The following is a 24,964-nucleotide window of genomic DNA, read 5'->3' on the forward strand; positions in this document are numbered from 1 at the left end:
TTATAGATAGTTTAATCTTTTTCTTCAAAGAAAAAGTTATAAAAGATTAAAAGAAAGCTTTTAATCTTTTTAATATTAGATTGAATAGATTTTACATAATTGCTTATGCCTAAATCTTTCTGGCTCAATCGATCACTTATTTAGATTTCAAAGATTGACTAATAAGATTTGAATAACAATACTAATTTAAAAGAACAAAACAAAAAATCATTTTTAAAAGAAAAGTTTTTAAATTAAAAACAAGATTTATAAAAAAGCTTTTAGTTTTAAATTAAAAAATTAAGAAAGTTAAAAACTCAAATAATTTAAAAACTTAAAAAATCTAAAATAAAGTTAATTTATAAAATCTACTCAGTTAGTGAAACTTTATAATTTAAAAGATTTTAAGTCCTTTTTTCAAAAAAGGAAATGAAAGTATAACCAATTAAACTTAAAAGGGGATTAAATAAAGGATTAAATAGTATAAATATTTGTGTAAATATTTATATAAGTATTTGGTGGGTTGAAAAATGGGGGCTATATTTTAATGATAATAAAAAATGCAAGATATAATATACTATTATTAGGATTAAAAGGCTTGACTTAGGGAAGATAAATTCCCTAAGTTTAGAAATATTTAAAAAATTTTAATATTTTAAAAAATACTCTTGAATTTTTTTAGGATCACTTGTTTTTGTAAGCGCTAACATAAGCAAAACTCTTGCTTTTTGAGGATTCAAATCTTCAGCACTAATAAAACCTAATTTTTCATCTGAATCACTCACAGCAACACGACCTGCTACAACCCTTGAACTTACAACAACATCAAGTCCTTTTTTTATAAGCTCTTTTAAAACATTTTTTTGATCTTCATGTATACTTCCTGCACCACTTCCTGCAACAACTATGCCCTTAGTTCCATGTTCAAATAAAGCTTTTGCAGCGACACCACTACCATCATTTGAATAGCTATAAAGAATATCTACTTTTGGCAAACTTGTGAGTTTGCTTACATCAAAAGGAGCGTTTTTTGCATGAGCTTTAGTAACATTATTATAGAAAAAGACTTTACCATCTACTATATAACCCAAATCCCCAAAATCAGGAGAAGAGAAAGCATCAACATTTAAACTATGGGTTTTTACTACACCTCTAGCACTTAAAATTTTATCATTCATAGCTACCATAACACCCTTGCCCTTAGACTCTTTATCAGCAGCTAATGCTACAGCATTGTAAAGATTTTTTGGCCCATCTGCACTTATAGCAGTTGATGGACGCATAGCGCCAACTAAAACTACAGGCTTATCACTTTTAATGGTTAAATTTAGAAAATAAGCAGTTTCTTCCATGGTATCAGTACCATGAGTTATAACCACACCATCCACCCCTTCAGCAAAAAGCTTATTGATTTCTTTAGCAAGCTTTAGCCAAATTTCATCACGCATATTTGAACTATCAATATTTGCTATTTGTTCCCCGCTAATATTAGCTAAATCTTGAATTTGTGGAACCGCTTTGATTAAAACATCTACACCAACAACCCCAGCTGTATAACCTGTTGTGGCAACAGCACTATCAATAGAACCTGCTATCGTTCCACCTGTTGCTAAAATAGCAATCTTTGGTTTAGCTTCTGCCATACATGCTCCTATAGATAAAAATACTAATACACATAATAGTAACTTTTTCACAATTCTCCCCTTATTTTGTTAAAATTCGTTTCATTAATGAAACTTATATAATATTAATAAATAATAAATAAAAATTTTATAAAATTTATAAAATTTCTTTAATAACAAATTGTGGAGTTACTAATCCTCTAAATTCATTCTTAGAAATACTTCCAAGCAAAGAAATATTTTGATTCAATTCTGGCTCTTTATCAAAATTAAAAAATAAAGCTTCTATGGTTTTATTTTCCTTGGTTAAAATAAGCTTTAAGTGTTTTTCATCTTTACCTAGAAGTTTTTTATTTTTTACACAAAGATTTTCTAAAACAAAAAAAGGTCGTGGATTTTTATGTCCAAAAGGTTCAAAAGATTCTAAAATTTCAAGCATTTCAAAATCAATTTCGCTAGGTTCTAAGATTCCTAAAATTTCATCTGTATCCAAAAATTCACTTTCAGAAATTTGCGAACATTCTTTTTTGATTTTATTTTTAAATTGTTCAAAATTTTCAGAGTTTAAACTGATTCCAGCGGCACCTTTATGACCACCATAATTGCTTAATATAGAATTTGTCTTAGAAATTAAAGCTAAAATATCAATCTTGCCAACACTTCTTGCGCTACCTTTTAAGTGTTCTTTATTTTGAGAAAATACAAAAGCAGGTTTATTAAAATGTTTAGCTAAACGACTTGCCACAATCCCTAAAACCCCTTCATGCCAATTTAAACCCGATACCACAATACAAGAATCGTTTTCATCGATTTGATTTAAACTATCTTCAAAAAGCTGTTTTTCTTCATCTTTACGACTTTCATTAAAACTAACAATTTGTTCTAGATATTCTAAAGCTTTATTAAAATCTTTAGTGTGTAAAAATTCATAAGAAATACTTGCATCATCCATTCTTCCAGCACTATTTATAAGCGGAGCAATTAAAAACCCTATATTATCAAGAGCAAATTTATCCTTTTGATAATAATGCTTAATAGCCCTAAAAGCAGCCCTTTTAGATTTGTTAATATGATCTATACCACGCCTTACTAAAGCACGATTTAAATCTCTAAGTTCCATCATATCTGCAATAATTGCAATCGCCAAAAGTTCTAAAAATTTACACATATCATATTTAAGCTTGCACACCTCTTTTAAAGCCGCTATCAAATACCATGCAACTTGAGCTCCACAAATTTCAATTTCTGGAAAATCACAATCTTTTTGCTTTGGATTGATAATGGCAAAAGCATCAGGCAAAACATCTTGAGGCATATGATGATCAGTGATAATCAAATCTATATTTTTTTCTTTACAGAGTTTGGCTGCTTCAAGAGCAGCTATTCCATTATCTACTGTTATTATTAAATTTACATCAAGTTCGTTGATGATCTCAGCATTTAATCCATATCCATCTTTAAAACGATTTGGAATTCTTACTATATAATCAAAACCTATATCATCGAAAAATTCTGCCATAATAACACAAGAAATAATTCCATCAACATCATAATCCCCTACTATGGCGACTTTCTCATTTTTTTCTACAGCTTCTTTGATGCGATTAGCTGCTTTATATGCATCCTTTAAACAGCATGGCAAAGGCAGATCGCAAAGTTTGGTATGCAAATCTTTTTCAAAGCGTGAAGCCAAAATTTTTTTAATTTCATTTTTATTAATTATCTTCATAGTTTATAGCTGCCTTGATAAAACCGCAAATCACAGGATTAACATGCTCAAGTCTTGAAGTAAATTCTGGATGAAATTGCACAGCCAAGAAAAAAGGATGACAGTTAAGTTCAACTGCTTCAATCAATCCTTTGCTTTCACCACTTACAATTAAACCGTGTTTTTCAAAATCTGCTCTATATTTTGGATTTGCTTCATAACGGTGGCGGTGGCGTTCTTTTACACTTTTTGTTTCATTATAAACCTTAGCCAAAAGGGATTTTTCCTTGATATCACATTTATAAGCCCCTAAACGCATAGTTCCGCCTAAAGGAGTTTTTGCTGTACGAATTTGTTTTTCTCCATTTGTATCCATAAATTCATCAATCAAATAAACCACAGGATTTTGGCATTTCTCATCAAATTCACTTGAATTTGCATCTTTAAGTTTTAATACATTTCTAGCAACTTCCACCAAAGCAAGCTGCATACCTAAACAAATTCCTAAAAAAGGAATTTTATTTTCTCTTGCGTATTGAATGGCTTTTATCTTACCTTCTACACCACGATATCCAAATCCCCCCGCAACTAAAATTCCACTCACATCTTTAAATACTTCAGCACTTTCCATATTTTCAAGTTTTTCACTATCTACCCATTTTAACTCCACTTTAGTATCTAGAGCTGCGCCTGCGTGTATAATAGCTTCAGTAAGGCTTTTATAGCTTTCTTTTAAATCCACATATTTGCCTACAAAAGCGATTTTAACTTCATTACTTGGAGCTATAACTCTTTTTACCAAAGAGTCCCAATTTTCCATATTAGGTTTTAAATTTTTCAAATCCAAAATTTCAGCAATAGGGCTTAAAATATCTTGCTTTAAAAAATTAAGTGGAATTTGATAAATACTAGCCGCATCAACACTTTCTATCACGCAATTTTTTTCCACCCCACAAGAAATAGCAATTTTATCTTTTAAATCTCTATCAAGAGCTTTTTCACTACGACAAATAATCATATCAGGACTAATGCCTATGCGTCTTAACTCGCCTACACTATGTTGAGTTGGCTTTGTTTTTAATTCTCCTGCAGCCTTGATAAAAGGTACTAGGGTAAGATGAATATTCATAGCATTATTTTTACCCACTTCCAAACGCAAAGCACGAATGGCTTCTAAAAAAGGCAAGCCTTCTATATCCCCAACAGTTCCGCCTATTTCAACGATGAGTATATCTTTGCCTTCTCCTGCTTTTTTAATGCGATCTTTGATTTCTCCTACTATATGAGGGATAACTTGAATGGTTTTGCCAAGATATTCTCCACGCCTTTCTTTTTCAATCACACTTTGATAAACGCGTCCTGTAGTAAAGTTATTATCTTGAGATAAACTCTCATCCAAAAAACGCTCATAATGTCCCAAATCAAGATCCGTTTCTGCTCCATCATCAGTTACAAAAACTTCCCCATGCTCAAAAGGACTCATGGTGCCTGGATCGACATTGATATAAGGATCAGCTTTTAAAATACTCACTTTAAGCCCTGAATTTTTTAAAAGTGTTGCGATAGAAGCAGCAGCTATCCCTTTACCCAAAGAACTTAAAACTCCGCCTGTTACAAAAATATATTTTGTTTGTTTCATTGATAATAAGCCTTATTTTTTTATCTAATTATAGCTTGATAAAACTTTTTATTTCATTAGAATTTTAAGTAAAAAATGCAAGAATTATAAAAAATATTTTTATCAAAAAAGGAATAAGCATGCAAATCACTTTACTTTTTCACACTCCATTATCTATTTGTTCTCATGCAACAAGAACTTGTTGGCAAAGCTTTGAAAAAGGCGATTGCGGTGGCGAAAAAGATAAAGAACTTATCGATCGCGTGGGTAATAAATTCAAACACGCTTCAACCTTAGAACATCTAAACTATACTTTTTATATACAAGGAATTTCAAGAGCTTGTTTGCAAGAAGTTGCAAGACACCGTCACACTAGTCCTAGTGTAAAAAGCACGCGTTATACCTTAAAAGAACTTCGCAATGAAGCTGAATTTAAAACAGGAGATTTTGAAAATGCAAGCCGTTATCTTGTGCTTTGTGGCAATGAAGAGGTTGATAACGCAAGTATTAAAGCCTTAGAAAATTTACGCACTATTTTACAAAAAAGCATTAGTCTAGATATAGCCAAATACTGCTTACCAGAAAGTTATAAAACCGAACTTACACTAACGATTAATGCAAGAAGTTTGCAAAATTTCATATCTTTGCGTAGTTCAAAATCAGCTCTTTGGGAGATTAGAAATTTAGCAAATGCTTTATTTGAAGCCTTACCACAAGAACACAAATTTATATTTGAACATTGCCTACATAAAGATATAGAATAAATCATACTAATTTTATCTTATTTAAAATATTTTTATGCTACCATTTATAAAATCAAGCTTTATGCAAGTATATTTTCATATACCTTGTGCTTGATTATAGTTTCTTATAAGGACTTTTTATGGATAAACAATTTTTTCAAGATTTTTTAATGCTTTCACAAGCTCATACTATAGCTACTCTTGCTATGCTTTGTGTTGCTTTTTACGCATTAAAAAAAATGCGGGATATAAAAATCAATTTTTCTCTTCGCATGCTATTTGCGCTTTTAATGGGTTTGGGGTTTGGTTTTGCTTTGCAATATTTGGCAAATTTTCCAGATGCTAAAGAAGCAAGTAATATTCTTTGGTATAGTGAAACAAAACATTGGTTTGCATTTGTAAGTTCTGTTTTTGTAGCTTTTATAAAAATGTTGGTTGTTCCCCTTGTAAGCATTTGCATTATAAAAGTAATTATAGAAATTGATAAAAATATCAAAATATCCTCCTTGCTTGGAATAAGTCTTTTTTGGATACTCTTTAGCACAGCCATAGCTGCAACCTTGGGTATATTTTTAGGTTATAGTTTTGATTTAGGAAGTAATTTTGCAATACATGAAGGAGATAAACAAATTCGCGAAATTCAAACTTTTTCAAATATTATACTAGGGCTAATACCTAGCAACATCATTACAGCTATTAATAAAGAAAATATTATAGCTATTGTCATTTTTTCTTTTTTTGTAGGAATTAGTGCTAAAAAAATTTCTAAAAAAGAAGAGTATGAACAAGCCTTTAAAAGTTTTCATAATTTTATCCTAATCTTTTATAATATTATGATGAACATGACTGCTACAGTTATTAGATTTATGCCTTATGCTGTAGTTTGTATGATGGCTAATGTGCTTTTAAGCAATGGTTTTGAAGCTATCAAAACAGCTGGGCTTTTTATAATGCTTATTTATATGGCTATGTTTATAATGTTTGGGGTGCATTTTTTACTTCTTGCTTCACAAGGGCTAAACCCTATAAAATATGCAAAAAAAGCATTTCCTGTATGGTTATTTGCATTTAGCTCAAGATCTTCTTTGGGCACTTTGCCTATGACCACTTCAACTTTGCAAAATAAATTTGGAGTTAATTCAGCTATAGCTAATTTTGTAGCATCTATAGGTACAACAACAGGACTTAATGGTTGTGCAGGATATTTTCCAGCTTTAGCGGCAGTTTTTGTAGCTTTTGCTACACATACACATATTGATTTTACATTTGCTTTAATGATAGTTTTGGTAGCTGTTATTGGATCCTTGGGTATAGCTGGGGTACCTGGAAGTGCAACTATGGCAGCTTCTATTATGCTAGCAGGGATTGGATTTGGTAATAATTTTGTCATGCTAAGTTTGATTTTAGCCATAGATCCTATTATAGATATGGCAAGAACAGCAAGCAATGTCTCAGGAGCTATGACTTCGGCACTTTGTACTGCAAAAAATCTAAAAGCTCTAGATAAAGAAATTTACAATTCTTAATCTTTTAAAACCCAATGCTTTTCATTGGGTTTTAGTATTTATTGGCAACCTTCACATTCTATGCTACGATCTGCAACATTAACTTTTTCACTATCAGGGCTTTCGCTTCTTAAATAATAAGTAGATTTTACTCCAAGCTCCCAAGCGAGTTGATAAATTTCATTTAAATATCCCCCACTTGCTTTATCAAGTGATAAAAAGATATTTAAACTCTGCCCTTGATCGATCCATTTACCACGCACAGCAGCAGCCTTTACAAGAATTTTTTGATCAAGTTCGTAGGCTGGAGTATAGTATTGCCAAGTATCAAGGCTTAAATTTGGCACAACAACAGGTATCATACCACTTAAATTTTGTTCAAACCACTTTCTTTTGTAAACAGGTTCTATAGTCTGCGTAGTACCCACCAAGATAGAAATAGAAGAAGTAGGCGCAATGGCCATCAAATAACCATTTCTCATACCATCTTTTTTAACTTTTTCTCTAAGTTTAACCCAGTCGCATTCACTTTGATCAAATAAGCCTTCTCTTAAAGTTAAAGCTTTAGCCTTAGGACTTGCTACATCAATAGGAAAAATCCCCTTGCTCCAATTTGATCCTTCAAAATCTTCATAAGAACCTTTTTCAAGAGCTAAATTTGAACTCGCATTAATAGCTTCAAAGCTAATTTGCTCCATAATCTCATCGATTTTATTTAAATGCTCATCGCTTCCCCAATGAATCTTAGCCTCAGCAAGCATTTGTGCTTCACCCATCACTCCAAGTCCTATGGCGCGAGATTTTAAATTTGTATCTTTTACTTTTCTATGAGGATAAAAATTTAAATCAATTACATTATCAAGCATACGAATAGCCGTTGGCACAACACGCTCTATATCTTCTTTAGTATATACTTTGCTAAGATTTATACTTGCTAAATTACAAACGGCTGTTTTTCCATCATTTTTATATTTTTCCACTATATAAACTTTATTACCATCAATGCTATCTAAAGTTGATATTTTTTTGGCTGGTTTTTCATATCCCCCATCGATCACAACCTTTTGCTCTTCATCAAAATGAAGCTCATCTCCATTTTCAAAAACTACTTTAATTTGATAATAATTTGGCTCGGTATTTTGAAAAATTTCAGTACATAAATTTGAACTTCTAATAATTCCTACATGAGCATTTGGATTTGCTCTATTAGCACTATCCTTAAAACATAAAAATGGCAAGCCTGTTTCAAAATAATTTAGCAAAATTTTCTTCCAAAGCTCTTTAGCTTCTACGATTTCTTTGGTAATGCTTTCATCTTTTTCATATTCTTCATAGCGTTTTTCAAAAGCCTCGCCATATAAATCACACAAATCCGCTGTATCTGCAGGATCAAAAAGAGTCCATTTATCGTTTGCTCTCACTCTCTTCATAAAAAGATCATTGATCCATAAAGCAGGGAAAAGTTCATGAGCACGGCGTCTTTCTTCACCTGAATTTTTACGCAAATCAATAAAATCACTTATATCCATGTGCCAAGGCTCTATATAAACCGCTATAGCCCCTTTTCTAGTACCTAGTTGATCTACTGCCACGGCAATATCGTTGGTAATTTTCAAGAAAGGTATAATCCCTCCTGCGGCATTTTTATGCCCATCTATGCTTCCACCCATAGCACGCACTTTAGACCAATCCCAACCTATACCACCACCAAATTTAGAAAGTAAAGCCATTTCTTGATAAGAATCAAAAATACCTTCAATATTATCAGGGGTTGATCCTATATAACAAGAGCTAAGTTGATGGCGCGTTGTCCTAGCGTTTGATAAAGTTGGAGTTGCAAGCATGAGTTCAAATTTAGAAATAAGATCATAAAATTTCTTTGCCCATTCTTGGGGATTAAATTCATTCTGCGCTAAAAACATCGCAATGGCCATAAACATTTGTTGAGGAAGTTCTATAGGCATACCTTTACTATCTTTAATCAAGTATCTATCATATAAAGTTTTAATACCAAGATAAGTAAATTGCATATCGCGTTCAGGCTTAATATAAGCATTTAAATCATCTAAATCGTATTTTTCTTTAAGACCAAGTAAAATTCTTCCTTCTTTTTCGCCCTTTTCAAAATATTCACGCAAATGATTATAGCGATTCATACCATTAACTTTCTTATACAAATCAAATAAAAAAAGTCTAGCTGCAACAAAGGTCCAATTTGGACAATCAATATCTATCTTATCTACCGCGGTTTTAATTAAAGTTTTTTGAATTTCTTCAGTTGAAATTCCATCGCGAAATTGAATCTTTGCATCGAGTTCAAGTTCGCTTAAATTCACACCTTCTAAATCTTTTACAGCATCAGAGGTGCATTTTTTAATCTTAGAAATATCCAATTCTTCTGTGCGACCATTTCTTTTAATAACTTTCATTGCCTTCCTTGCTTTTTATTTAAATGTTCTTTTAAAAATTGCATCAACATTTTTTGTATAGTAGTTATAATCGAAACATTTTCTTACATCCTCTTCGCTCAAACTTTTTCTTAAATCCTCATCCTCTAAAAGTGCCAACAAAAACAAACTTTCATTTTTTTCATTGATAGCAGCCTTGCCATTTTGCAAATCCGCCCAAACTTTCATAGCATTTCTTTGAACTATTTTATAAGCTTCTTCACGACTAATGCCTTTAAATGGAAGTTCTAAAAGCACCCTCCCTGAAAATACAAGCCCACCTGTAAGATTTAAATTTTTCATCATATTTTCAGGATAAACCAAAAGCTTATCAATCAAATTTGTAAGACGCGTAAGCATAAAATCGGCCGTGATAAAAGCATCAGGCAAAATAAATCTTTCAACACTAGAATGAGATATATCTCTTTCATGCCAAAGTGCAACATTTTCTAAAGCTGGAGTTACAAAAGATCTAAGCACACGACAAAGCCCTGTGATATTTTCACTTAAAACGGGATTTCTTTTATGTGGCATAGCTGAACTTCCCTTTTGTCCTACACTAAAATACTCTTCAGCCTCATAAACTTCAGTTCTTTGAAAATGTCTTATGGCTACAGCGATTTGCTCACAACTTGAAGCTAAAATCGCAATAGCAGAAATAACTTGAGCGTAACGATCTCTTTGAATCACCTGATTTGAAACAGGAGCGGCTTTAAGACCTAAATTTTTACAAACTTCTTCTTCAAATTCCAAAGGTGCATGAGCAAAATTTCCCATTGCACCACTGATTTTTCCATAGCTTATCGCTTCTTTTGCATGTTCTAAAAGCTCTTTTGCATGCAAAATTTCATCATACCAAATAGCTAACACCAAACCAAAAGTGATAGGTTCTCCATGAATTCCATGACTTCTTCCTACCATTAAAGTGGTTTTATGCTCCAAAGCACGCTTTTTAATCACTTCTAAAAGCAAAGAAACATCTTCTAAAATAAGCTCCAAACTCTCTTTTATCTGTAAAGCAACAGCTGTATCTATACAATCAGAACTTGTCATTGCATAATGCACAAAACGACTCTCTTCTCCCAAACTTTCACTTACACTTGTAAGAAAAGCGATAACATCGTGTTTTGTGGTTTTTTCTATTTCGTCTATTCTTGCAATATCAAATTTTGCATTTTTAAGAATTTTTTCGCAGTCTGTGTCATTAATGAGACCGAGTTTATTCCAAGCTTTTACAGCAGCTAATTCTACTTTTAACCACGCATCATATTTTGCTTGCATGTCCCATTTTTTAGCCATGATTTCTCTGCTATATCTTTCAACCATCTTTGAAACCTTTTTAGCTATAATTTTATATTTTAAAAAACGGAAATTATATCAAATTATCCTAAGAAAGTTATTAAATGGCCTACATAAAAATAAAACTCTCAAACAATGGAAAAAAGGCGTTTCAAGTCCTTATGGAAAATTTAAAAATTAGCATAAATGAAGCACAAAAACTCATAGACAAAAAAAGACTTTTTTGTGATGGAATTTTAGTAGAAGAAAAGAATAAAATTTTAAATGGTTTAGTAGAGCTTATAGTCTATGAAAACAACCCCAAAGGAGTAGAAATTGTCTTTGAAAATGAAGACTTTGCCATACTTGAAAAAGAAAGTGGGATCTTAAGCCATCCAAATGGTAGACATTGCAAATACAGTCTTAGTGATGAAATTTGGCATCTTTGGGGAAAAGAAGCTTGCGTAGCGCACAGGCTTGATAAAGAAACAAGCGGACTTATACTTGTAGCTAAAAATAAAAAAGCACAAATTGATCTTAAAAGCTTGTTTGAAAAAAAACTAGTTCAAAAAGAATACCTTGCTCTAGCTCATGGAAAAATAGAAGAAAATTTTATAGTTGATAAAGCTATAAATTTAACTAAAAACTACGATGATATAAAAACAAGAATGCAAATTTGCAAAGAAGGAAAACAGGCTATCACTGAATTTGAAATTTTAGAATACTTTCCTAAAATCAACGCCACTCTTTTACTTTGCAAACCCTTAACAGGCAGGCAACACCAAATAAGAGTGCATTTGCACTATAAAAACCATACCATTTTAGGAGATCCGCTTTATGGGCTTAGCAAAGAACAAATCGAAAGCATTTTAGATGAAAAATTAAATCCTAAAGAACGCTTAAAACTTACAGGTGCCTTGCGTTTGTGTTTGCATTCTTATCGTTTGAAATTTCAATATAAAAATCAAAATTTTGATATCAACTCAAAAATAAACATAAAAGAAATTTTCAACAATTCCATAAAATAAAATGATGTTTCACTACGCTACAATCAATCACTTTTTTACCAAATTTTAAAACAAAAAAATAATTCTTACTAAAACTTTAAGTATAATTAAATAAAAAAGCGAGATTTTCTAATGAAATTTGTTAATTTTATACAGGATCAAAAACCCAATCTAGGAGTACTAAATTCTAGTGGAAAAATTGTAAGTTTTGCTGATCTTGGCATTGAAACTAACGATATGAATGAATTTATTATCTATTTTGATAAATTTAAACACAAGCTTACAGACTTGGATTCTAAAATAGCCTATGAAATTCCAAAAGAAGATTATCTAGCTCCTATTATAGAACCTCGTCAAGATATTATATGTCTTGGGATTAATTTTTTAGATCATGCCAAAGAATCTGCCAAATTTAAGGGTGAAAAATTTGAAGAAAGAGAATATCCTGTATATTTTGGAAAACGCTGCAATCAAGCTACGCCACCTTTTGGAGATATACCTTTACATGCAGATGTAACTTCTCAGCTTGATTATGAATGTGAGCTTGCATTTATTTTAAGTAAAGATGCTTATAAAATCAAAGCTAAAGATGCAAAAAATTATATCTTTGGCTATACTATTATCAATGAAATTTCAGCTCGCGAACTTCAAAAACGCCACAAACAATTCTACCGAGCAAAAAGTCTTGAAGGTAGCACTATAATGGGACCTTATATCACAAGTGTAGATGAAATTTCTTATCCTCCTAAACTCCAACTTCAAAGCTATGTCAATGATGAACTGCGCCAAAACTCTAACACCCAATTGTTTATTTTTGATATTGCTTATGTCTTAGAAGAACTTAGCGCGGGCATGCTTTTAAAAGCTGGAAGTATTATATCTATGGGAACTCCTAGTGGAGTGGGCATGGGGTTAAATCCACCTACTTTTTTAAAATCAGGAGATAAAGTACGTTGTGTCATAGAAAATTTAGGAGAACTTTGCAATAAAATAAAAAAACTTTAAATAAAAAATATCAATATATTAAACAATTTACCAAAATTAAAGTATAATGACATTCTGAGAAATTTAAACTTAAGGTAGAAATTTATTATGAAAAAAATAATAATAATTTTATGTTTATCTTATGCAAATATAGTCTTTGCAGTAGATATGATAACCCCTATTCCAAATTCCATCCCTTATGATAAAGAAAAAGCTAAGCTTGGAAAAAGTCTTTATATGGATAAAAGCTTATCCAAAGATGGAAAAGTTTCATGTAATACCTGCCATAGGCTTGATCAACACGGCGTTGATGGACTTGAATTTTCAATAGGAGTTGATAATCAACTTGATAAACCTTTTAACACTCCTACAACCTTTAATTCTGTGTTTAATTTTGTGCAATTTTGGAATGGCAGAGCCAAAGATTTAGCAGAACAAGCAAAAGTGCCTTTTTTTAATCCAAAAGAAATGGGACTAAGTCCTGAACTTCTTTTACAAAAAGTTAATTCTAATGAAGATTATGTAAAAACTTTTAAAAAACTTTTTGGAGAAGTTACGGTAGAAAACATAGCTCTTGCAGTTGCAGAATTTGAAAAAACCTTAATCACTCCAAATTCTCCTTTTGATCGCTATCTTAGCGGAGATCAAAATGCTATTTCAGCTCAAGCTAAAAAAGGTTATGAAGATTTTAAAGCTAATGGCTGCATTTCTTGTCATCAAGGTCAAAATATAGGTGGAAATATGTTTCAAAAAATCGGTATTTTTGAAGAATACCCAAATCAAGAAGATTTAGGACGCTATGATATCACAAAAAGAGAAGCTGATAAAATGATATTTAAGGTTCCTAGTTTAAGAAATATAGCCAAAACCGCGCCTTATTTTCATGATGGTTCTATACCTACTTTAGATGCTTGTGTTCAGTTTATGGCTTACTATCAACTAGGAAAATTTTTAGATCAAAAAACAGTTGATAATATAGTTGCATTCCTAGAAAGCTTGACAGGAGAATATCATGACAAATAAAAAAAGTTCATTTTTGATAAAATTTATTATTTTATCTTCGCTAGTTTTAGCTTTTATTCTTGTTTTGCTAGGTATTATTTTTAACAACTACTCCTCATCTAAAGATAATAAAGACTTAATAAACATAGTTCAACAGCTACAAATTTCAGATGAAAAAATCAATTCCGTTTTTCAAAATAGTTTTAATTTTATTAACTATGATCCAAGTGTTCAAGCAATAAAAAAAATGCAAGAAAACTTTAAAAAACTTAAAACTTTTGGGATTGATATAAGCAAAGCGGAAGAAATTTTTAATGCCAAACTAATCCAGCTTAATTATTTCAAATCCGCAAATTCCATAGCGGTAAATTCAAAACTTTATTTGTTTGAGTTAGCTAAAAATTATTTTGAAGAATTAGAACAAAACCATGAAACAAATAAAAACAACTATAGAACAATGAGTTCTATGTTAAGCGTTCTTTCAACTGAAAGTATTTTGCAAAAAACAACACTCAATCAACTCAACAGCCTTATGAAAGAAATCAAAAACGATACAAAAAGTGAAAATTTACAACTTTTTCTAAAACACTATAAAATGATTGTAAAACAGATTTCTATTATGCAAGATAATTCTTCTATTTATGAGAATAATTCTCTTATGAAAGAGTTAAAACAACTTAACGCTTTCACTCAAAATGCTGTAGAACAATCTAATTTATTTAAATTTTATATCGCTTTAACAGTATTTGGAATCACTCTTGTATTATTTGTATTTTTTATTTTATTAACACTAAAAAAAGTCATCATGCCAATTCATACTTTAGAAAAACTAAGCGCTAATTTAGCTAGTAAAGAAGCCAATCTACACTCTCGTTTAAATATAGATCCAAAAAGCGAACTTGGACAAAGTGCTCAATATATTAATTCATTTATATCCACCGTTCAAAACTCAATCATAGAAGCCATAGAAAATGCTAAATCAAGTCATCAAAATTCACAAAAGCTCAAAAACAACTCTATGATGCTTGAAAACAGTTCTAATTCACAACATGAACAAATTCAAGGCGTTAAAGAAATCACCTATGTCTTAGATGATCATATCAATCTTGCGGGAAATTTAGCACAAGAAAGCATAGAAAATATGCAAGATATGCACATACTGATGGATAAGGTAGAACTTACTCTATCTGAACTTGTAAATTTAATAAATGAAAATAATGAAAAAGAGCAAAATATAGTAGCCAATATGGATAATCTAACTCAAAGTGCAGATAATATCATAGAAATTACAAGTTCTATTAGAGATATAGCCGATCAAACCAATCTACTTGCCTTGAATGCAGCTATTGAAGCTGCAAGAGCGGGCGAACATGGACGGGGTTTTGCAGTTGTTGCTGATGAAGTAGGTCAACTTGCCGATAAAACAAGTAAATCTCTTTTAAATATAAATGCTACTGTTAATGCTATAGTCCAACAAATCAATGACAACAAAGCCTTGATGGATCTTATCCATGATTCTATGAAAGAAACCTCTTTAAAAACCAATGATTTACAACAAGAACTTGTAAATTCTATGCATAAACTAGAAAGCTCTATAGAATCAACCCAAACCATGAAAGATAAAAGCATGGAAGTAAAAGATAAAATGCTTATCCTAGGAACAAGCATAGACAAGGTTAATGAACTTGCAAATTCTGTTAAAGATTTATCATCCGAAATCAATAATATCTCTCAAAATGTTCTAAATGGTGCGTCTAAACTCTCTGAAAAATTAAGTAGCTTTCAGTAACTTTTTTCGTGTTAATTTAAATTAACACGAAATTTTAATAAAAAATTTATCTTTAATTTATGTTTTTAAAGTAAAATTAACAGTTTTTATTTCATAAGGAGATACTATGGAGTTTCTTGAACTTTTATTAGTTTTAATCGCCTTGATACTGATTATCAAAAAACCAGAAAAAGAAAATTTGGCTTTTGGTTTGGTAATGGTAGCTTGGCTTTTAATGGTTTTTTTCTATGTTGGCCACAAAACAGGCGCACTATTAACAATAATGAATCTGTAAGGAAGGGCTAAATGAACGAAATCAATAAAACAAAAAATTTCTACACGCTAATGTGTTTAGCAGGCTTTTTGATCATACTCTTACCTGTAGGTATTGCAAATTTTGTATTTGGTTATATGTTGGGTGATAGTCCCTGCACGCTTTGCTGGGGACAAAGAGAAGCAATGATCTTTATCGGTGTGATGGCGCTTTTCATTGTTCGTTATGGTATGAAAGGTAAATACCTTGCTGCTCTTTTAATCATGACAGCAGTAGGCCTTTATCAATCTTTTGCTCACTATGGCAATCACGCTCATAGAGATTTAGATCAAGGTTTTGGTTTAGCAGTTTTTGGTATCCATACTTATTTTTGGGCTGAAGTGGTATTTTGGGCTGTTGTATTGCTTTTAGGTGTGATTTTTGCTTTTGCTCCTAAATTTAATGCTTTTGAAGCAGAATTAAATGGAGAAAAATTTAGAAAATATACGAAATTTTCTCTCGCAGCTGTAGTTATCAGTGCGATTGTAGTAGCTTCAAATGTTTTCCAAGCTTTTGTAAGCACAGGAATTCCTCCTTATGTGGGACAAGGCGATCCTGTAAGATTTAGCTTAAATCCAAAATACATCATTTGGAGTAAAGAAGGTTGGAATGGTTTATGGCAAAATATTTCTTTCTTAGGAAAGCGCGATGTTAAAGCTCCTGATTATGCTTTTGCACCTGCAAGTGAAAAACTTGGCATAAAATTTGATAATGATATCAACAATGCTCCATTTGCAAAAATCAATGATGAGCTTAAAATCACAAATGAACAAACTATAAATTTTGACAAAGCCATCAATACTCTTGATTATATCAACAATGAATTTGTAGCAAGCTCTAAATGGGATGTGGCTTTCTTAGATAATAATTTTAGCGTTAAAGAAGGTTTTGAGCTTGATCCTTATTTTTCAGCTACTATCGATCCAATTATTGGCATCATACCTTATATGAACGATAAATTCATTCTTATGGGCTCAAACAAATCTTTCTTAAGATTTGCAAAAAATCCTAATGCAAGTGAAGAAGATATCGCTAAACAATACGCTGATTTTGTAAAAGGTAATGATAAATTTAAAGGCCAAGGCGAAGGTTTAGGTCGTGGAAGACTTGATACTGTAAGAGCAAAATTTAACCATGTAGCAAGCATGACTACAGATGGAAATTATCTTTATCTTGCAACTGTTCCAAACAACAAAGACGCTAAAACTTTTGTAATCTCTAAAGTTTCTTTAAAAGATCGTGTTCTTTCAGGAGAATTTACTCCAAAAGCAAATCTTAAAGAAGGTAAAACTTTAGGCGATCTTTATGTAACTTCTATGACTTTTAAAGATGGGGAAATTTATGCACTTAGTAAAAATCACAATGTGATTGCCGTAATTGATCCAGTTAAGGAAGAAGTAGTAAAAACTATCGCTTTCCCAAGCTCTATCACTAATGCTAGAAGCATTTTCTTTAAAGATGGAAAAATCAACATTCTTTCTTATCAAGATGGAGCAAACAAGCTTTATACTCTAAACTAAGCTTTAAGTCCTAGTGAAAACTAGGACTTATATTTGATCTTATCTTTAAACCCTGCTTTTTCAAAACCTCTTAAACGAAGCAAACAACTATCGCACTCCCCACATGCTTCATCTTCACTCTCATAACAAGACCAAGTAAGTTCTAAAGGTACATTTTCTTTTAAGGCTAGTTCTACAATTTTAGCTTTGTTCAGTCTAACAAGCGGAGTTTTTATACAAATTTTAAAATTCTTACTCGTACCTTCATTGATAAATTCTTGTGCCTTTTGTATAAACTCATCAGTACAGTCAGGATAACCACTGCCATCTTCTTCTACCACCCCTATAAAAATACTCTCACAATTTTCCTTTTCAGCCAAAGATCCTGCTATGCTTAAGAAAATTCCATTGCGAAAAGGCACATAGGTGATAGGTGGGGTATCGCTTATGCAAAGCTCATTTTTAGGAATGTCTATACTTTTATCGGTTAAGGCATTACCCCCTATATCTTTGATAAAACTCACATCTAAAATATAAGATTTTTCTACTTTTAAAGCCTTGCAAATTTGCTTAAAACATTCTCTTTCTTTCTCTTGAGTGCGTTGTTCATAATCAAAATGCAAAGCGATGATTTCATAACCTTCTTTTTTAGCTAGATAAGCACACAAAGTGCTATCCATACCGCCACTTATGATACAAAGTGCTTTTTTACTCATTTTTATCCTTAAATTTGCTATAATTTCGCAATTTTAACGAAAATTTTTAAATTTAAATTGCAAAAAAAAGGCAAAAGCATGGTAAACATAAAACTCATAGAACACATTTTTAAAGCCGCTTCTATCAGTCGTTGGAATGATTATCCAAGAATGGCAAATTTAGTGGAACTTGACAAACAAGCTCATAAATTCATCATCGCATATTTTATCGCTAAAATGGAAAAAGATGTGGATATGAGAGTGATTATAGAAGGGGGAATTTTTGAGTTTTTAAGTCGTGTGGTAGTAACTGATATACGCCCTGATGTGTATCATGAAATCGTGCGTCAAAAAAAGGCTGAAGTTAATGCTTGGGTTTTAAGCAAAATCGAACCTATGATAGAAGATATAGAAGAAGGAGAGTTTTTAAAGCGTTTTGAAGCGTATTTAAACGGCAATGCTTATGCTAAAGAAAGACTTATCTTAAAAGCAGCTTCGTATTTTGCTACAAGATGGGAATTTAACATAGTTTATCAAACCTCAGCTTTTTTAAATGATATTGATGAGATTAAAAACAAAGTTGAAGAAGAATTAGAAGATTACTATGAACTTATAGGAGCTAGAAAAATCGCTTTAAATCAAAAAATTGCAAAAATTATTGATCTTAGCGGAAGACTTCGCTTTCAAAAGCGTTGGGCTCAAACTCCACGCATACCAGAAACTGCGGTTTTAGGACATATGCTTGTGGTGGCGATTTTAGGATATTTTTACTCACTAAAAATCAAGGCTTGCGATAAAAGACTTGAGAATAATTTTTATTGTGCTTTGTTTCATGATTTACCAGAGTCTTTAACACGTGATATTATCAGCCCTGTAAAATACGGTATTGATGGGCTTCATGATATCATAAATGATTATGAAATGAAACTTATTAATGAAAGAATTTTACCCTTTGTGCCTGAGGGTTTAAGGGCTGAGTTTTCTTATATTTTAGGCATTAGAGAAGGTAGAAACGATGAGTCGAATTTTGTAAAAAATGAGTTTGAAAATCGCACTTATAAAAATGCTAAAATAGAACTTTGTAGCGGAAGTTTAAGCTCTTTTAATGAAAATGAATTTGGCGCTATAGATGGTAAGGCGCTTAAATACTGCGATAAAATTGCTGCTTATATAGAAGCAGGACTTAGTATAAGCTATGGTGTAAAGTCTAAAGAACTTGAAAGTGGTTTTTTAGGAATGCATGAGTTTTTTAAAGAAAATCCTACTATAGATGGGGTGAATTTTTTTGAAATTTGTGAAATTTTAAGAGAGTATTTTAAAATTTAAATAAGATTTTTATACTCCTATTTTCAATATATTTTAAATAAAAATATTATAAATTCAAATTTTATTTTGTATAAAATATAAAGGAGTTATTATGAAAAAATACTTTCAAAAGCGCTATACTTTAGCCTTTTTTATAGGTATATTAGCGGGTATTTTCGGAGCTATTGTTAAATGGGGTTGGGAAGTACCTTTTCCTCCAAGAAATCCCAATGTTTTTTGGCCAGCAGATGCTTTAGAACGCGTTACTCCACCTAAAATTTTTCTAGAACAACTAGGCTTACCTACTGATTGGACTTATATGTTTTCAGGTATGCAAATGCCTTTGTCAATTTTTATAGTGCATGTTGGTTTTTCTATTGTTTTTGGAGTGGCTTATTGTATGATAGCGGAAAAATGGCACCGTATTACTATGTGGCAAGGTGCAGTTTTTGGATTTTTTGTTTATCTTTTTGCCCATGTTATTGTAATGCCTTTAATTGCAGAAGTTCCACCACTTTCTGAAATTCCTTTTGATGAACACCTGTCTGAAATTTTTGGACATATTGTTTGGCTGTGGGGCATGGAAATAGTTCGTAGAGATATAAGAAATCGTATAACCAAAGAAATAGAAGAATGAAAGGTTTCCTTTCATTCCATATCCAAAACCGCACCTTTACTAGCATTGCTAACAAGTTTTTGATACATTCTAAGCCATCTTGAAGGCACTTCTTTTTGAGGTAATACAAATTCTTTTTTGCGTTGAGTGATTTCTTCTTCACTTAAATTTGCATGGATGGTATAAGCATCTACATCAATTTCTATTTCATCTCCATCTTTTAAAAGTCCTATAAGACCACCTTCAGCTGCTTCAGGGGAAATATGACCCACGCTTAAGCCCCTTGTAGCTCCACTAAAACGACCATCGGTGATTAAAGCCACATCAGCACCCAAACCCATACCCATTAAAAGTGAAGTAGGGCTTAACATTTCTTGCATACCAGGACCCCCTTTTGGACCTTCATAGCGTATCACACAAACATTTCCTTTTTGCACCTTGCCTTTAATAATACCTTTGATAGCTTCATCTTGAGAGTTAAAACAAATAGCTTTGCCTTTAAATTTTCTTTCTCCGATTATTCCTGCCGTTTTTATAACACAACCTTGCTCAGCTAAATTTCCAAACAAAATAGCAAGCCCACCTACTTTTGAGTAAGCATTATCTACTTTGCGAATGATATTTTCATCTTTGATTTTGGCATTTTTTAAGCGTTCTTTGAGACTTTCTCCTGTGATAGTCAGTGCATCAAGTTCTAAAATATGTCCTTGTCTGCTTGAAATTTCAGCCATAACTGCACTCACACCCCCTGCTTTGTGGATATCATCCATATAAACACTATTTAGCGATGGGGCTATTTTTGCTATGTGTGCAACTTTGCTTGAGATGAAATTTAAATCTTTAATGTCTAGTGCTACCCCTGCTTCACGCGAAATGGCAAGCATGTGTAAAACTGTATTGCTACTTCCACCCATTGCCATATCTACTACCATAGCATTACGCACGGCTTTTTGAGTGATGATATTGCGAATTTTAAAACGCTCATCTAAGGCGATTTCACAAATACGACGCGCTGCTTTTCTTAAAAGCTCTTCTCTTTCTTTGCTTAAGGCTAAGATGGTTCCATTACCTTCTAGTGCTATACCCATAGCTTCGCATAAGGTATTCATGGAATTTGCCGTAAACATTCCCGAGCAAGATCCACCACTTGGACAGGCTGAACATTCTATGTCTTTAAATTCTTCTTCGCTAATTTTTTTGGCTTCATAAGCCCCTACAGCTTCAAAAACAGAACTAAGACTGATCTTTTCTCCTTTTTTGGTTACTCCTGAAGCCATAGGCCCACCACTTACAAAAATGGTTGGAACATTGACCCTTAAAGCTCCCATTAACATACCAGGAGTGATTTTATCGCAGTTTGGGATACAGATTAAAGCATCAAGTTGATGAGCATTCATCACTGTTTCAATGGAATTTGCGATGATTTCACGACTTGGTAAAGAATAAAGCATACCTTCATGCCCCATAGCTATACCATCATCTACACCTATGGTATTAAACTCGAAAGGCACGCAACCATTTTTGCGTATCTCATCTTTAATGATTTTAGCATAATCATTTAAAAAATAATGTCCTGGGATTATATCTATATAGCTATTTGCTACACCTATAAAAGGTTTGTCAAAATCTTCATCTTTCAAACCACAAGCACGAAGTAAAGAACGATTAGGTGCTTTTAAATGTCCTTTTTTTATCGCATCGCTTCTCATTGTAACTCCTGATAATAATTTTTTAAAATTATATTTAGCAAAGCTTAATTTTTGTGAAATTTATTTTGATATACATTTTCATAAATGATAAAAATTATTAATTGACAAAAATATTTTTTTATAATACAATGCTTTTTGATAATCAAAAAGGAGTCAAAATGAGACAATATGAAACCTATAAATGCCAAAAATGTGGTAATGAAGTAGAAGTTCAAAATGTAGGTGGCGGTAAGCTTAGTTGTTGCGGTGAAGAAATGAAATGTATCACTACAGATTTAACTGCAGTAAATTTGATGAAAGCTTTTGCGGGCGAATCTATGGCAAGAAACAAATACGATTTGTTTGCTGATGTAGCTGAAGAAGAAGGTTGGCATGCGGTTGCTAGACATTTTAGAGAAGCAGCTGAAAATGAAAAATGGCATGCAAGAGCAGAATTTAAAGCTTATCATGAAATCGTTGATGGCAAACCTTTAGAGGTAACTACAAAAAATCTAGTAAGTGCTGCAGAAGGTGAAAACTATGAGCACACAACTATGTATCCAAATTTTGCAAAAATTGCTGAAGATGAAGGCAAAAAGGCTATAGCGAGATTATTTACAGCTATTGGCAAAGTAGAAATCGAACACGAAAGAGAATATCTAGCGCTTAAAAAAATGCTTGAAGAAGAAGAATTTTTTAATAGCGAAGTAGAAGAATTATGGGTTTGTGAAGTATGCGGACATATACATCGTGGTAAAAAAGCTCCAGCAGCCTGTCCTTTATGTAAAGCACCAAAAGAGTATTTTAAACGCGAATTTTTGGGTTAAGTTAAGAAATTCTTATCCTTTTTAAGATAATATTATAATTATTTTTTAATAAAAGGATAAGAAAATGAAAAAATTACTATTTTTATTTTTTGCTTTAACGGCTTTTCTCTTTGGTGCTGTAAATATCAACACTGCAACGCTAAAAGAATTAAAAAGTTTAAATGGTATTGTCGAAGCTAAGGCTAAAGCAATTTTAGAATACCGCAAAGAAGCAAATTTTACAAGTATTGATGATCTTAAAAAAGTTAAAGGCATAGGTGATAAGCTTTTTGAAAAAATCAAAAATGATATCACAGTAGAATAAAAGGGCATTTTTGCCCTTCTTTTTAGAAAAATTTGAAAACTTTATTTGACACAAAAGAACTTTTAAACGAATTTGACATAAATTTAATTGGTATTGATGAAGCAGGACGCGGTGCTTTGGCAGGTCCTATGATGATGGCAGCTTGCAAATTGAACAAAAGACTTGATGGGTTGTGTGATTCTAAAAAACTAAGCGAAAAAAAACGCGAAGAACTTTATGAAATCATCATCAAAAATTCAAACTATCTCATACTTGCTTTTTCTTCAGAGCAAATCGACGCACTAGGCTTAAGCACTTGTTTAAAAACAGGCTTAAAGCTTATAAAAAAGCATTTTAAAACAGAAAATAACTTCTTATATGATGGAAACACCAACCTAGGTATAAATGGGATAAAAACACAAATCAAAGCCGATGCTAGCATTTTGCAAGTAAGTGCAGCTAGCATACTTGCAAAAGTTAGTAAAGATAGGGTGATGAATTTCTTAGCTAAAGACTTTCCTTATTATGAATTTGAAAAAAACAAAGCCTATGGTACAAAAGCTCATAAAGAACTTATAGCTAAATTTGGAATTTGTAAACTCCACCGAAAAAGTTTTAAACTTTTATGATTATTTTGCTAAATTTTGATGCAAACTCAAAGCACATTCTATACCATCTTTTATAGCCCAAACAACTAAAGATTGTCCTTTTCTAGCATCTCCACAAGCAAAGATTTTTTTATGAGTGGTTTGGAAATTTTCTGTGCTTATGTTGTTTTTCTCATCTAATTTCACTCCAAAATTTTTAGTGATAGCTTCTTCGCACCCGCTAAAACCCATAGCTAAAAGCACTAAATCCGCTTTATAAGTTTTTTTAGAATTTGAAATTTCGACATTTATAGCTTTGCCTTCTTTAAACTCGCGTTTTAAATCATTTGCTTCAACGCCTTCTACATGAGTTTTTCCTAAAAATTTCTTTGTCATTTTTTGATATTCCCTAGGATCTTTGCCATATACAGCAATGGCTTCTTCTAAACCATAATCAGTAGTAAAAATGTCAGCTTTTAAAGGCCAAGGATTGTTTTGGCTTCTTTGCAAAGGTCTTTTTGGACTTCTTTCAAAACGCACTATAGATTTAGCCCCTTGTCTTGTCGCTACAGCGATACAATCAATACTTGTATCCCCGCTTCCTATAACCAAGACATTTTTACCTTTGGCCGTATCTGCACCCTTGCCTGTTTTTAACAAAGTTTTGGTATTTTGCGTTAAAAAATCAAGGGCAAATTCAACCCCTTTTAGCTTTCTACCTTCTATATCAAGATCTATAGGCTTACTTGCTCCTGTACAAAGCACCAAAGCATCAAATTCTTTTAGAAGTTTTGAAACCTTATCTTTGCTGTCTATATTTTCATTCACTTTAAATTCAATCCCGCTTTTTTTAAGCAAATCCACCCGTCTTTGAACTATACTTTTATCAAGCTTCATATCAGGGATGCCATACATCAAAAGTCCGCCTATTTTATCGCTTCTTTCAAAAACACTTACTTTATAACCTAGTGAATTTAAAGTATTAGCACAAGCAAGTCCAGCGGGTCCACTTCCTATGATAGCGATTTTTTTGCCATTGTATTGCTTAGGTTTATTTACTCTTACTAAATTTTCCTTAAAAGCATTTTCTATAATGGATAATTCATTATTTTTGATGCTCACGCTTACACCATTTATCGCACACACACAAGAATCTTCACAAGGAGCAGGGCAAACACGACCGGTAAATTCAGGAAAAGGATTAGTAAGTTCAAGTCTTTCATAAGCTTCTTTCCATAAAGAACGATAAATAAGATCGTTCCATTCAGGAATGAGATTGTTTAAAGGACAGCCTACGTCTTTTCCTTCGCTCATCACGCCTGTATGACAAAAGGCCACACCACAATCCATACATCGTCCGCCTTGAATTTCTTGTTCTTTTTTATCCAAAGGTATAGTAAATTCTTTGAAATTTAAAACCCTTTCCTTAGGAGCAATTTTTTTAAAATCTATTCTTTTAAAGTCTAAAAAACCTCTTGCATTTCCCATTT

Annotated in this window: 21 protein-coding genes; 13 read left to right on the forward strand and 8 right to left on the reverse strand. The window is 32.0% G+C overall.

Going from position 1 to position 24,964, the window contains the following annotated elements; translation table 11 throughout:
• Positions 1–626: 626 nt before the first annotated feature.
• From AJN60_RS01565 to AJN60_RS01575, 3 genes are all read right to left on the reverse strand, one after another.
• Positions 627–1,673: a type II asparaginase gene (locus AJN60_RS01565; RefSeq protein WP_079396326.1), complete on the reverse strand. Its 1,047-nt coding sequence runs from the start codon at positions 1,671–1,673 to the stop codon at positions 627–629.
• A gap of 85 nt (positions 1,674–1,758) precedes the next feature.
• Positions 1,759–3,330, reverse strand: coding sequence for a single-stranded-DNA-specific exonuclease RecJ (recJ, locus tag AJN60_RS01570; protein ID WP_002860872.1), 1,572 nt, complete (start codon positions 3,328–3,330; stop codon positions 1,759–1,761).
• Positions 3,317–4,948: a CTP synthase gene (locus tag AJN60_RS01575; protein ID WP_070285749.1), complete on the reverse strand. Its 1,632-nt coding sequence runs from the start codon at positions 4,946–4,948 to the stop codon at positions 3,317–3,319. The genes recJ and AJN60_RS01575 overlap by 14 nt, the downstream gene beginning before the upstream one ends.
• A gap of 119 nt (positions 4,949–5,067) precedes the next feature.
• Between AJN60_RS01575 and thyX the strand changes: the two genes are divergently transcribed.
• Both thyX and AJN60_RS01585 read left to right on the forward strand, forming a co-directional pair.
• The gene (gene thyX / locus AJN60_RS01580; RefSeq protein WP_044778558.1) at positions 5,068–5,691 is read left to right on the forward strand and encodes an FAD-dependent thymidylate synthase; all 624 of its coding nucleotides are present in this window, start codon (positions 5,068–5,070) and stop codon (positions 5,689–5,691) included.
• Between the two features lie 119 nt (positions 5,692–5,810).
• Positions 5,811–7,196 (forward strand): cation:dicarboxylate symporter family transporter, encoded by a 1,386-nt coding sequence (locus AJN60_RS01585; RefSeq protein WP_052782965.1) that lies wholly within the window; start codon positions 5,811–5,813, stop codon positions 7,194–7,196.
• A gap of 38 nt (positions 7,197–7,234) precedes the next feature.
• Here AJN60_RS01585 and AJN60_RS01590 read toward each other — a convergent pair whose 3' ends face one another.
• Complete coding sequence (locus tag AJN60_RS01590) at positions 7,235–9,604, reverse strand: ribonucleoside-diphosphate reductase subunit alpha (protein ID WP_002860869.1); 2,370 nt, start codon at positions 9,602–9,604, stop codon at positions 7,235–7,237.
• 15 nt (positions 9,605–9,619) lie between these two features.
• Positions 9,620–10,948, reverse strand: a complete 1,329-nt coding sequence (gene purB, locus AJN60_RS01595) for an adenylosuccinate lyase (RefSeq protein ID WP_070285750.1) — start codon at positions 10,946–10,948, stop codon at positions 9,620–9,622.
• A 77-nt stretch (positions 10,949–11,025) separates the two neighbouring features.
• Between purB and AJN60_RS01600 the strand changes: the two genes are divergently transcribed.
• The 6 genes from AJN60_RS01600 (at position 11,026) to dsbI (ending at position 17,494) form a co-directional block, all read left to right on the forward strand.
• Positions 11,026–11,928, forward strand: a complete 903-nt coding sequence (locus AJN60_RS01600) for an RluA family pseudouridine synthase (RefSeq protein ID WP_044779733.1) — start codon at positions 11,026–11,028, stop codon at positions 11,926–11,928.
• Between the two features lie 111 nt (positions 11,929–12,039).
• The gene (locus tag AJN60_RS01605; RefSeq protein WP_002860866.1) at positions 12,040–12,912 is read left to right on the forward strand and encodes a fumarylacetoacetate hydrolase family protein; all 873 of its coding nucleotides are present in this window, start codon (positions 12,040–12,042) and stop codon (positions 12,910–12,912) included.
• Between the two features lie 87 nt (positions 12,913–12,999).
• On the forward strand, positions 13,000–13,914 hold the full coding sequence (locus tag AJN60_RS01610) for a cytochrome-c peroxidase (RefSeq protein ID WP_070285751.1): 915 nt from the start codon (positions 13,000–13,002) through the stop codon (positions 13,912–13,914).
• On the forward strand, positions 13,904–15,682 hold the full coding sequence (locus AJN60_RS01615) for a methyl-accepting chemotaxis protein (RefSeq protein WP_070285752.1): 1,779 nt from the start codon (positions 13,904–13,906) through the stop codon (positions 15,680–15,682). The genes AJN60_RS01610 and AJN60_RS01615 overlap by 11 nt, the downstream gene beginning before the upstream one ends.
• 106 nt (positions 15,683–15,788) lie before the next feature.
• The gene (gene dba, locus AJN60_RS01620) at positions 15,789–15,956 is read left to right on the forward strand and encodes a disulfide bond formation protein Dba (protein ID WP_002779270.1); all 168 of its coding nucleotides are present in this window, start codon (positions 15,789–15,791) and stop codon (positions 15,954–15,956) included.
• A gap of 11 nt (positions 15,957–15,967) precedes the next feature.
• A complete protein-coding gene (dsbI, locus tag AJN60_RS01625) occupies positions 15,968–17,494 on the forward strand; it encodes a disulfide bond formation protein DsbI (RefSeq protein WP_070274830.1) in 1,527 nt (508 codons plus the stop codon).
• Positions 17,495–17,514: 20 nt separating this feature from the next.
• On the opposite strand, the gene queC is transcribed toward dsbI, so the two are convergent.
• Complete coding sequence (gene queC, locus AJN60_RS01630) at positions 17,515–18,189, reverse strand: 7-cyano-7-deazaguanine synthase QueC (protein ID WP_044778566.1); 675 nt, start codon at positions 18,187–18,189, stop codon at positions 17,515–17,517.
• A 78-nt stretch (positions 18,190–18,267) separates the two neighbouring features.
• On the opposite strand from queC, the gene AJN60_RS01635 reads away from it, so the two are divergent.
• Positions 18,268–19,494 carry an HD domain-containing protein gene (locus tag AJN60_RS01635; protein ID WP_070285753.1) on the forward strand — a complete coding sequence of 409 codons (1,227 nt, stop codon included), beginning with the start codon at positions 18,268–18,270 and terminating at the stop codon, positions 19,492–19,494.
• A 91-nt stretch (positions 19,495–19,585) separates the two neighbouring features.
• The gene (locus AJN60_RS01640; protein ID WP_002860860.1) at positions 19,586–20,110 is read left to right on the forward strand and encodes a YagU family protein; all 525 of its coding nucleotides are present in this window, start codon (positions 19,586–19,588) and stop codon (positions 20,108–20,110) included.
• An 11-nt stretch (positions 20,111–20,121) separates the two neighbouring features.
• On the opposite strand, the gene ilvD is transcribed toward AJN60_RS01640, so the two are convergent.
• On the reverse strand, positions 20,122–21,798 hold the full coding sequence (gene ilvD, locus AJN60_RS01645) for a dihydroxy-acid dehydratase (protein ID WP_070285754.1): 1,677 nt from the start codon (positions 21,796–21,798) through the stop codon (positions 20,122–20,124).
• A gap of 158 nt (positions 21,799–21,956) precedes the next feature.
• Here ilvD and AJN60_RS01650 point away from each other — a divergent pair, with 158 nt between their 5' ends.
• From AJN60_RS01650 to AJN60_RS01660, 3 genes are all read left to right on the forward strand, one after another.
• Complete coding sequence (locus AJN60_RS01650; RefSeq protein WP_002855562.1) at positions 21,957–22,604, forward strand: ferritin family protein; 648 nt, start codon at positions 21,957–21,959, stop codon at positions 22,602–22,604.
• Between the two features lie 64 nt (positions 22,605–22,668).
• Positions 22,669–22,908: a ComEA family DNA-binding protein gene (locus AJN60_RS01655; protein WP_070285755.1), complete on the forward strand. Its 240-nt coding sequence runs from the start codon at positions 22,669–22,671 to the stop codon at positions 22,906–22,908.
• 32 nt (positions 22,909–22,940) lie between these two features.
• Positions 22,941–23,516: a ribonuclease HII gene (locus AJN60_RS01660; RefSeq protein WP_070285756.1), complete on the forward strand. Its 576-nt coding sequence runs from the start codon at positions 22,941–22,943 to the stop codon at positions 23,514–23,516.
• Here AJN60_RS01660 and AJN60_RS01665 read toward each other — a convergent pair whose 3' ends face one another.
• The gene (locus tag AJN60_RS01665) at positions 23,517–24,962 is read right to left on the reverse strand and encodes a glutamate synthase subunit beta (RefSeq protein ID WP_070285757.1); all 1,446 of its coding nucleotides are present in this window, start codon (positions 24,960–24,962) and stop codon (positions 23,517–23,519) included.
• Positions 24,963–24,964: the final 2 nt, after the last annotated feature.

This window comes from Campylobacter sp. BCW_4323, assembly GCF_001763115.1.
Taxonomy (GTDB): domain Bacteria; phylum Campylobacterota; class Campylobacteria; order Campylobacterales; family Campylobacteraceae; genus Campylobacter_D; species Campylobacter_D jejuni.

What these genes read in the sequence shown, in the direction of transcription:
- AJN60_RS01665 (WP_070285757.1), bottom strand. Translation starts at nt 24,962, where the DNA reads ATGGGAAATGCAAGAGGTTTTTTAGACTTTAAAAGAATAGATTTTAAA.
- AJN60_RS01610 (WP_070285751.1), top strand. Translation starts at nt 13,000, where the DNA reads ATGAAAAAAATAATAATAATTTTATGTTTATCTTATGCAAATATAGTC.
- AJN60_RS01650 (WP_002855562.1), top strand. Translation starts at nt 21,957, where the DNA reads ATGAGACAATATGAAACCTATAAATGCCAAAAATGTGGTAATGAAGTA.
- dsbI (WP_070274830.1), top strand. Translation starts at nt 15,968, where the DNA reads ATGAACGAAATCAATAAAACAAAAAATTTCTACACGCTAATGTGTTTA.
- AJN60_RS01640 (WP_002860860.1), top strand. Translation starts at nt 19,586, where the DNA reads ATGAAAAAATACTTTCAAAAGCGCTATACTTTAGCCTTTTTTATAGGT.
- AJN60_RS01575 (WP_070285749.1), bottom strand. Translation starts at nt 4,948, where the DNA reads ATGAAACAAACAAAATATATTTTTGTAACAGGCGGAGTTTTAAGTTCT.
- queC (WP_044778566.1), bottom strand. Translation starts at nt 18,189, where the DNA reads ATGAGTAAAAAAGCACTTTGTATCATAAGTGGCGGTATGGATAGCACT.
- AJN60_RS01635 (WP_070285753.1), top strand. Translation starts at nt 18,268, where the DNA reads ATGGTAAACATAAAACTCATAGAACACATTTTTAAAGCCGCTTCTATC.
- thyX (WP_044778558.1), top strand. Translation starts at nt 5,068, where the DNA reads ATGCAAATCACTTTACTTTTTCACACTCCATTATCTATTTGTTCTCAT.
- AJN60_RS01615 (WP_070285752.1), top strand. Translation starts at nt 13,904, where the DNA reads ATGACAAATAAAAAAAGTTCATTTTTGATAAAATTTATTATTTTATCT.
- recJ (WP_002860872.1), bottom strand. Translation starts at nt 3,330, where the DNA reads ATGAAGATAATTAATAAAAATGAAATTAAAAAAATTTTGGCTTCACGC.
- dba (WP_002779270.1), top strand. Translation starts at nt 15,789, where the DNA reads ATGGAGTTTCTTGAACTTTTATTAGTTTTAATCGCCTTGATACTGATT.
- AJN60_RS01590 (WP_002860869.1), bottom strand. Translation starts at nt 9,604, where the DNA reads ATGAAAGTTATTAAAAGAAATGGTCGCACAGAAGAATTGGATATTTCT.
- AJN60_RS01600 (WP_044779733.1), top strand. Translation starts at nt 11,026, where the DNA reads ATGGCCTACATAAAAATAAAACTCTCAAACAATGGAAAAAAGGCGTTT.
- AJN60_RS01655 (WP_070285755.1), top strand. Translation starts at nt 22,669, where the DNA reads ATGAAAAAATTACTATTTTTATTTTTTGCTTTAACGGCTTTTCTCTTT.
- ilvD (WP_070285754.1), bottom strand. Translation starts at nt 21,798, where the DNA reads ATGAGAAGCGATGCGATAAAAAAAGGACATTTAAAAGCACCTAATCGT.
- AJN60_RS01585 (WP_052782965.1), top strand. Translation starts at nt 5,811, where the DNA reads ATGGATAAACAATTTTTTCAAGATTTTTTAATGCTTTCACAAGCTCAT.
- AJN60_RS01605 (WP_002860866.1), top strand. Translation starts at nt 12,040, where the DNA reads ATGAAATTTGTTAATTTTATACAGGATCAAAAACCCAATCTAGGAGTA.
- purB (WP_070285750.1), bottom strand. Translation starts at nt 10,948, where the DNA reads ATGGTTGAAAGATATAGCAGAGAAATCATGGCTAAAAAATGGGACATG.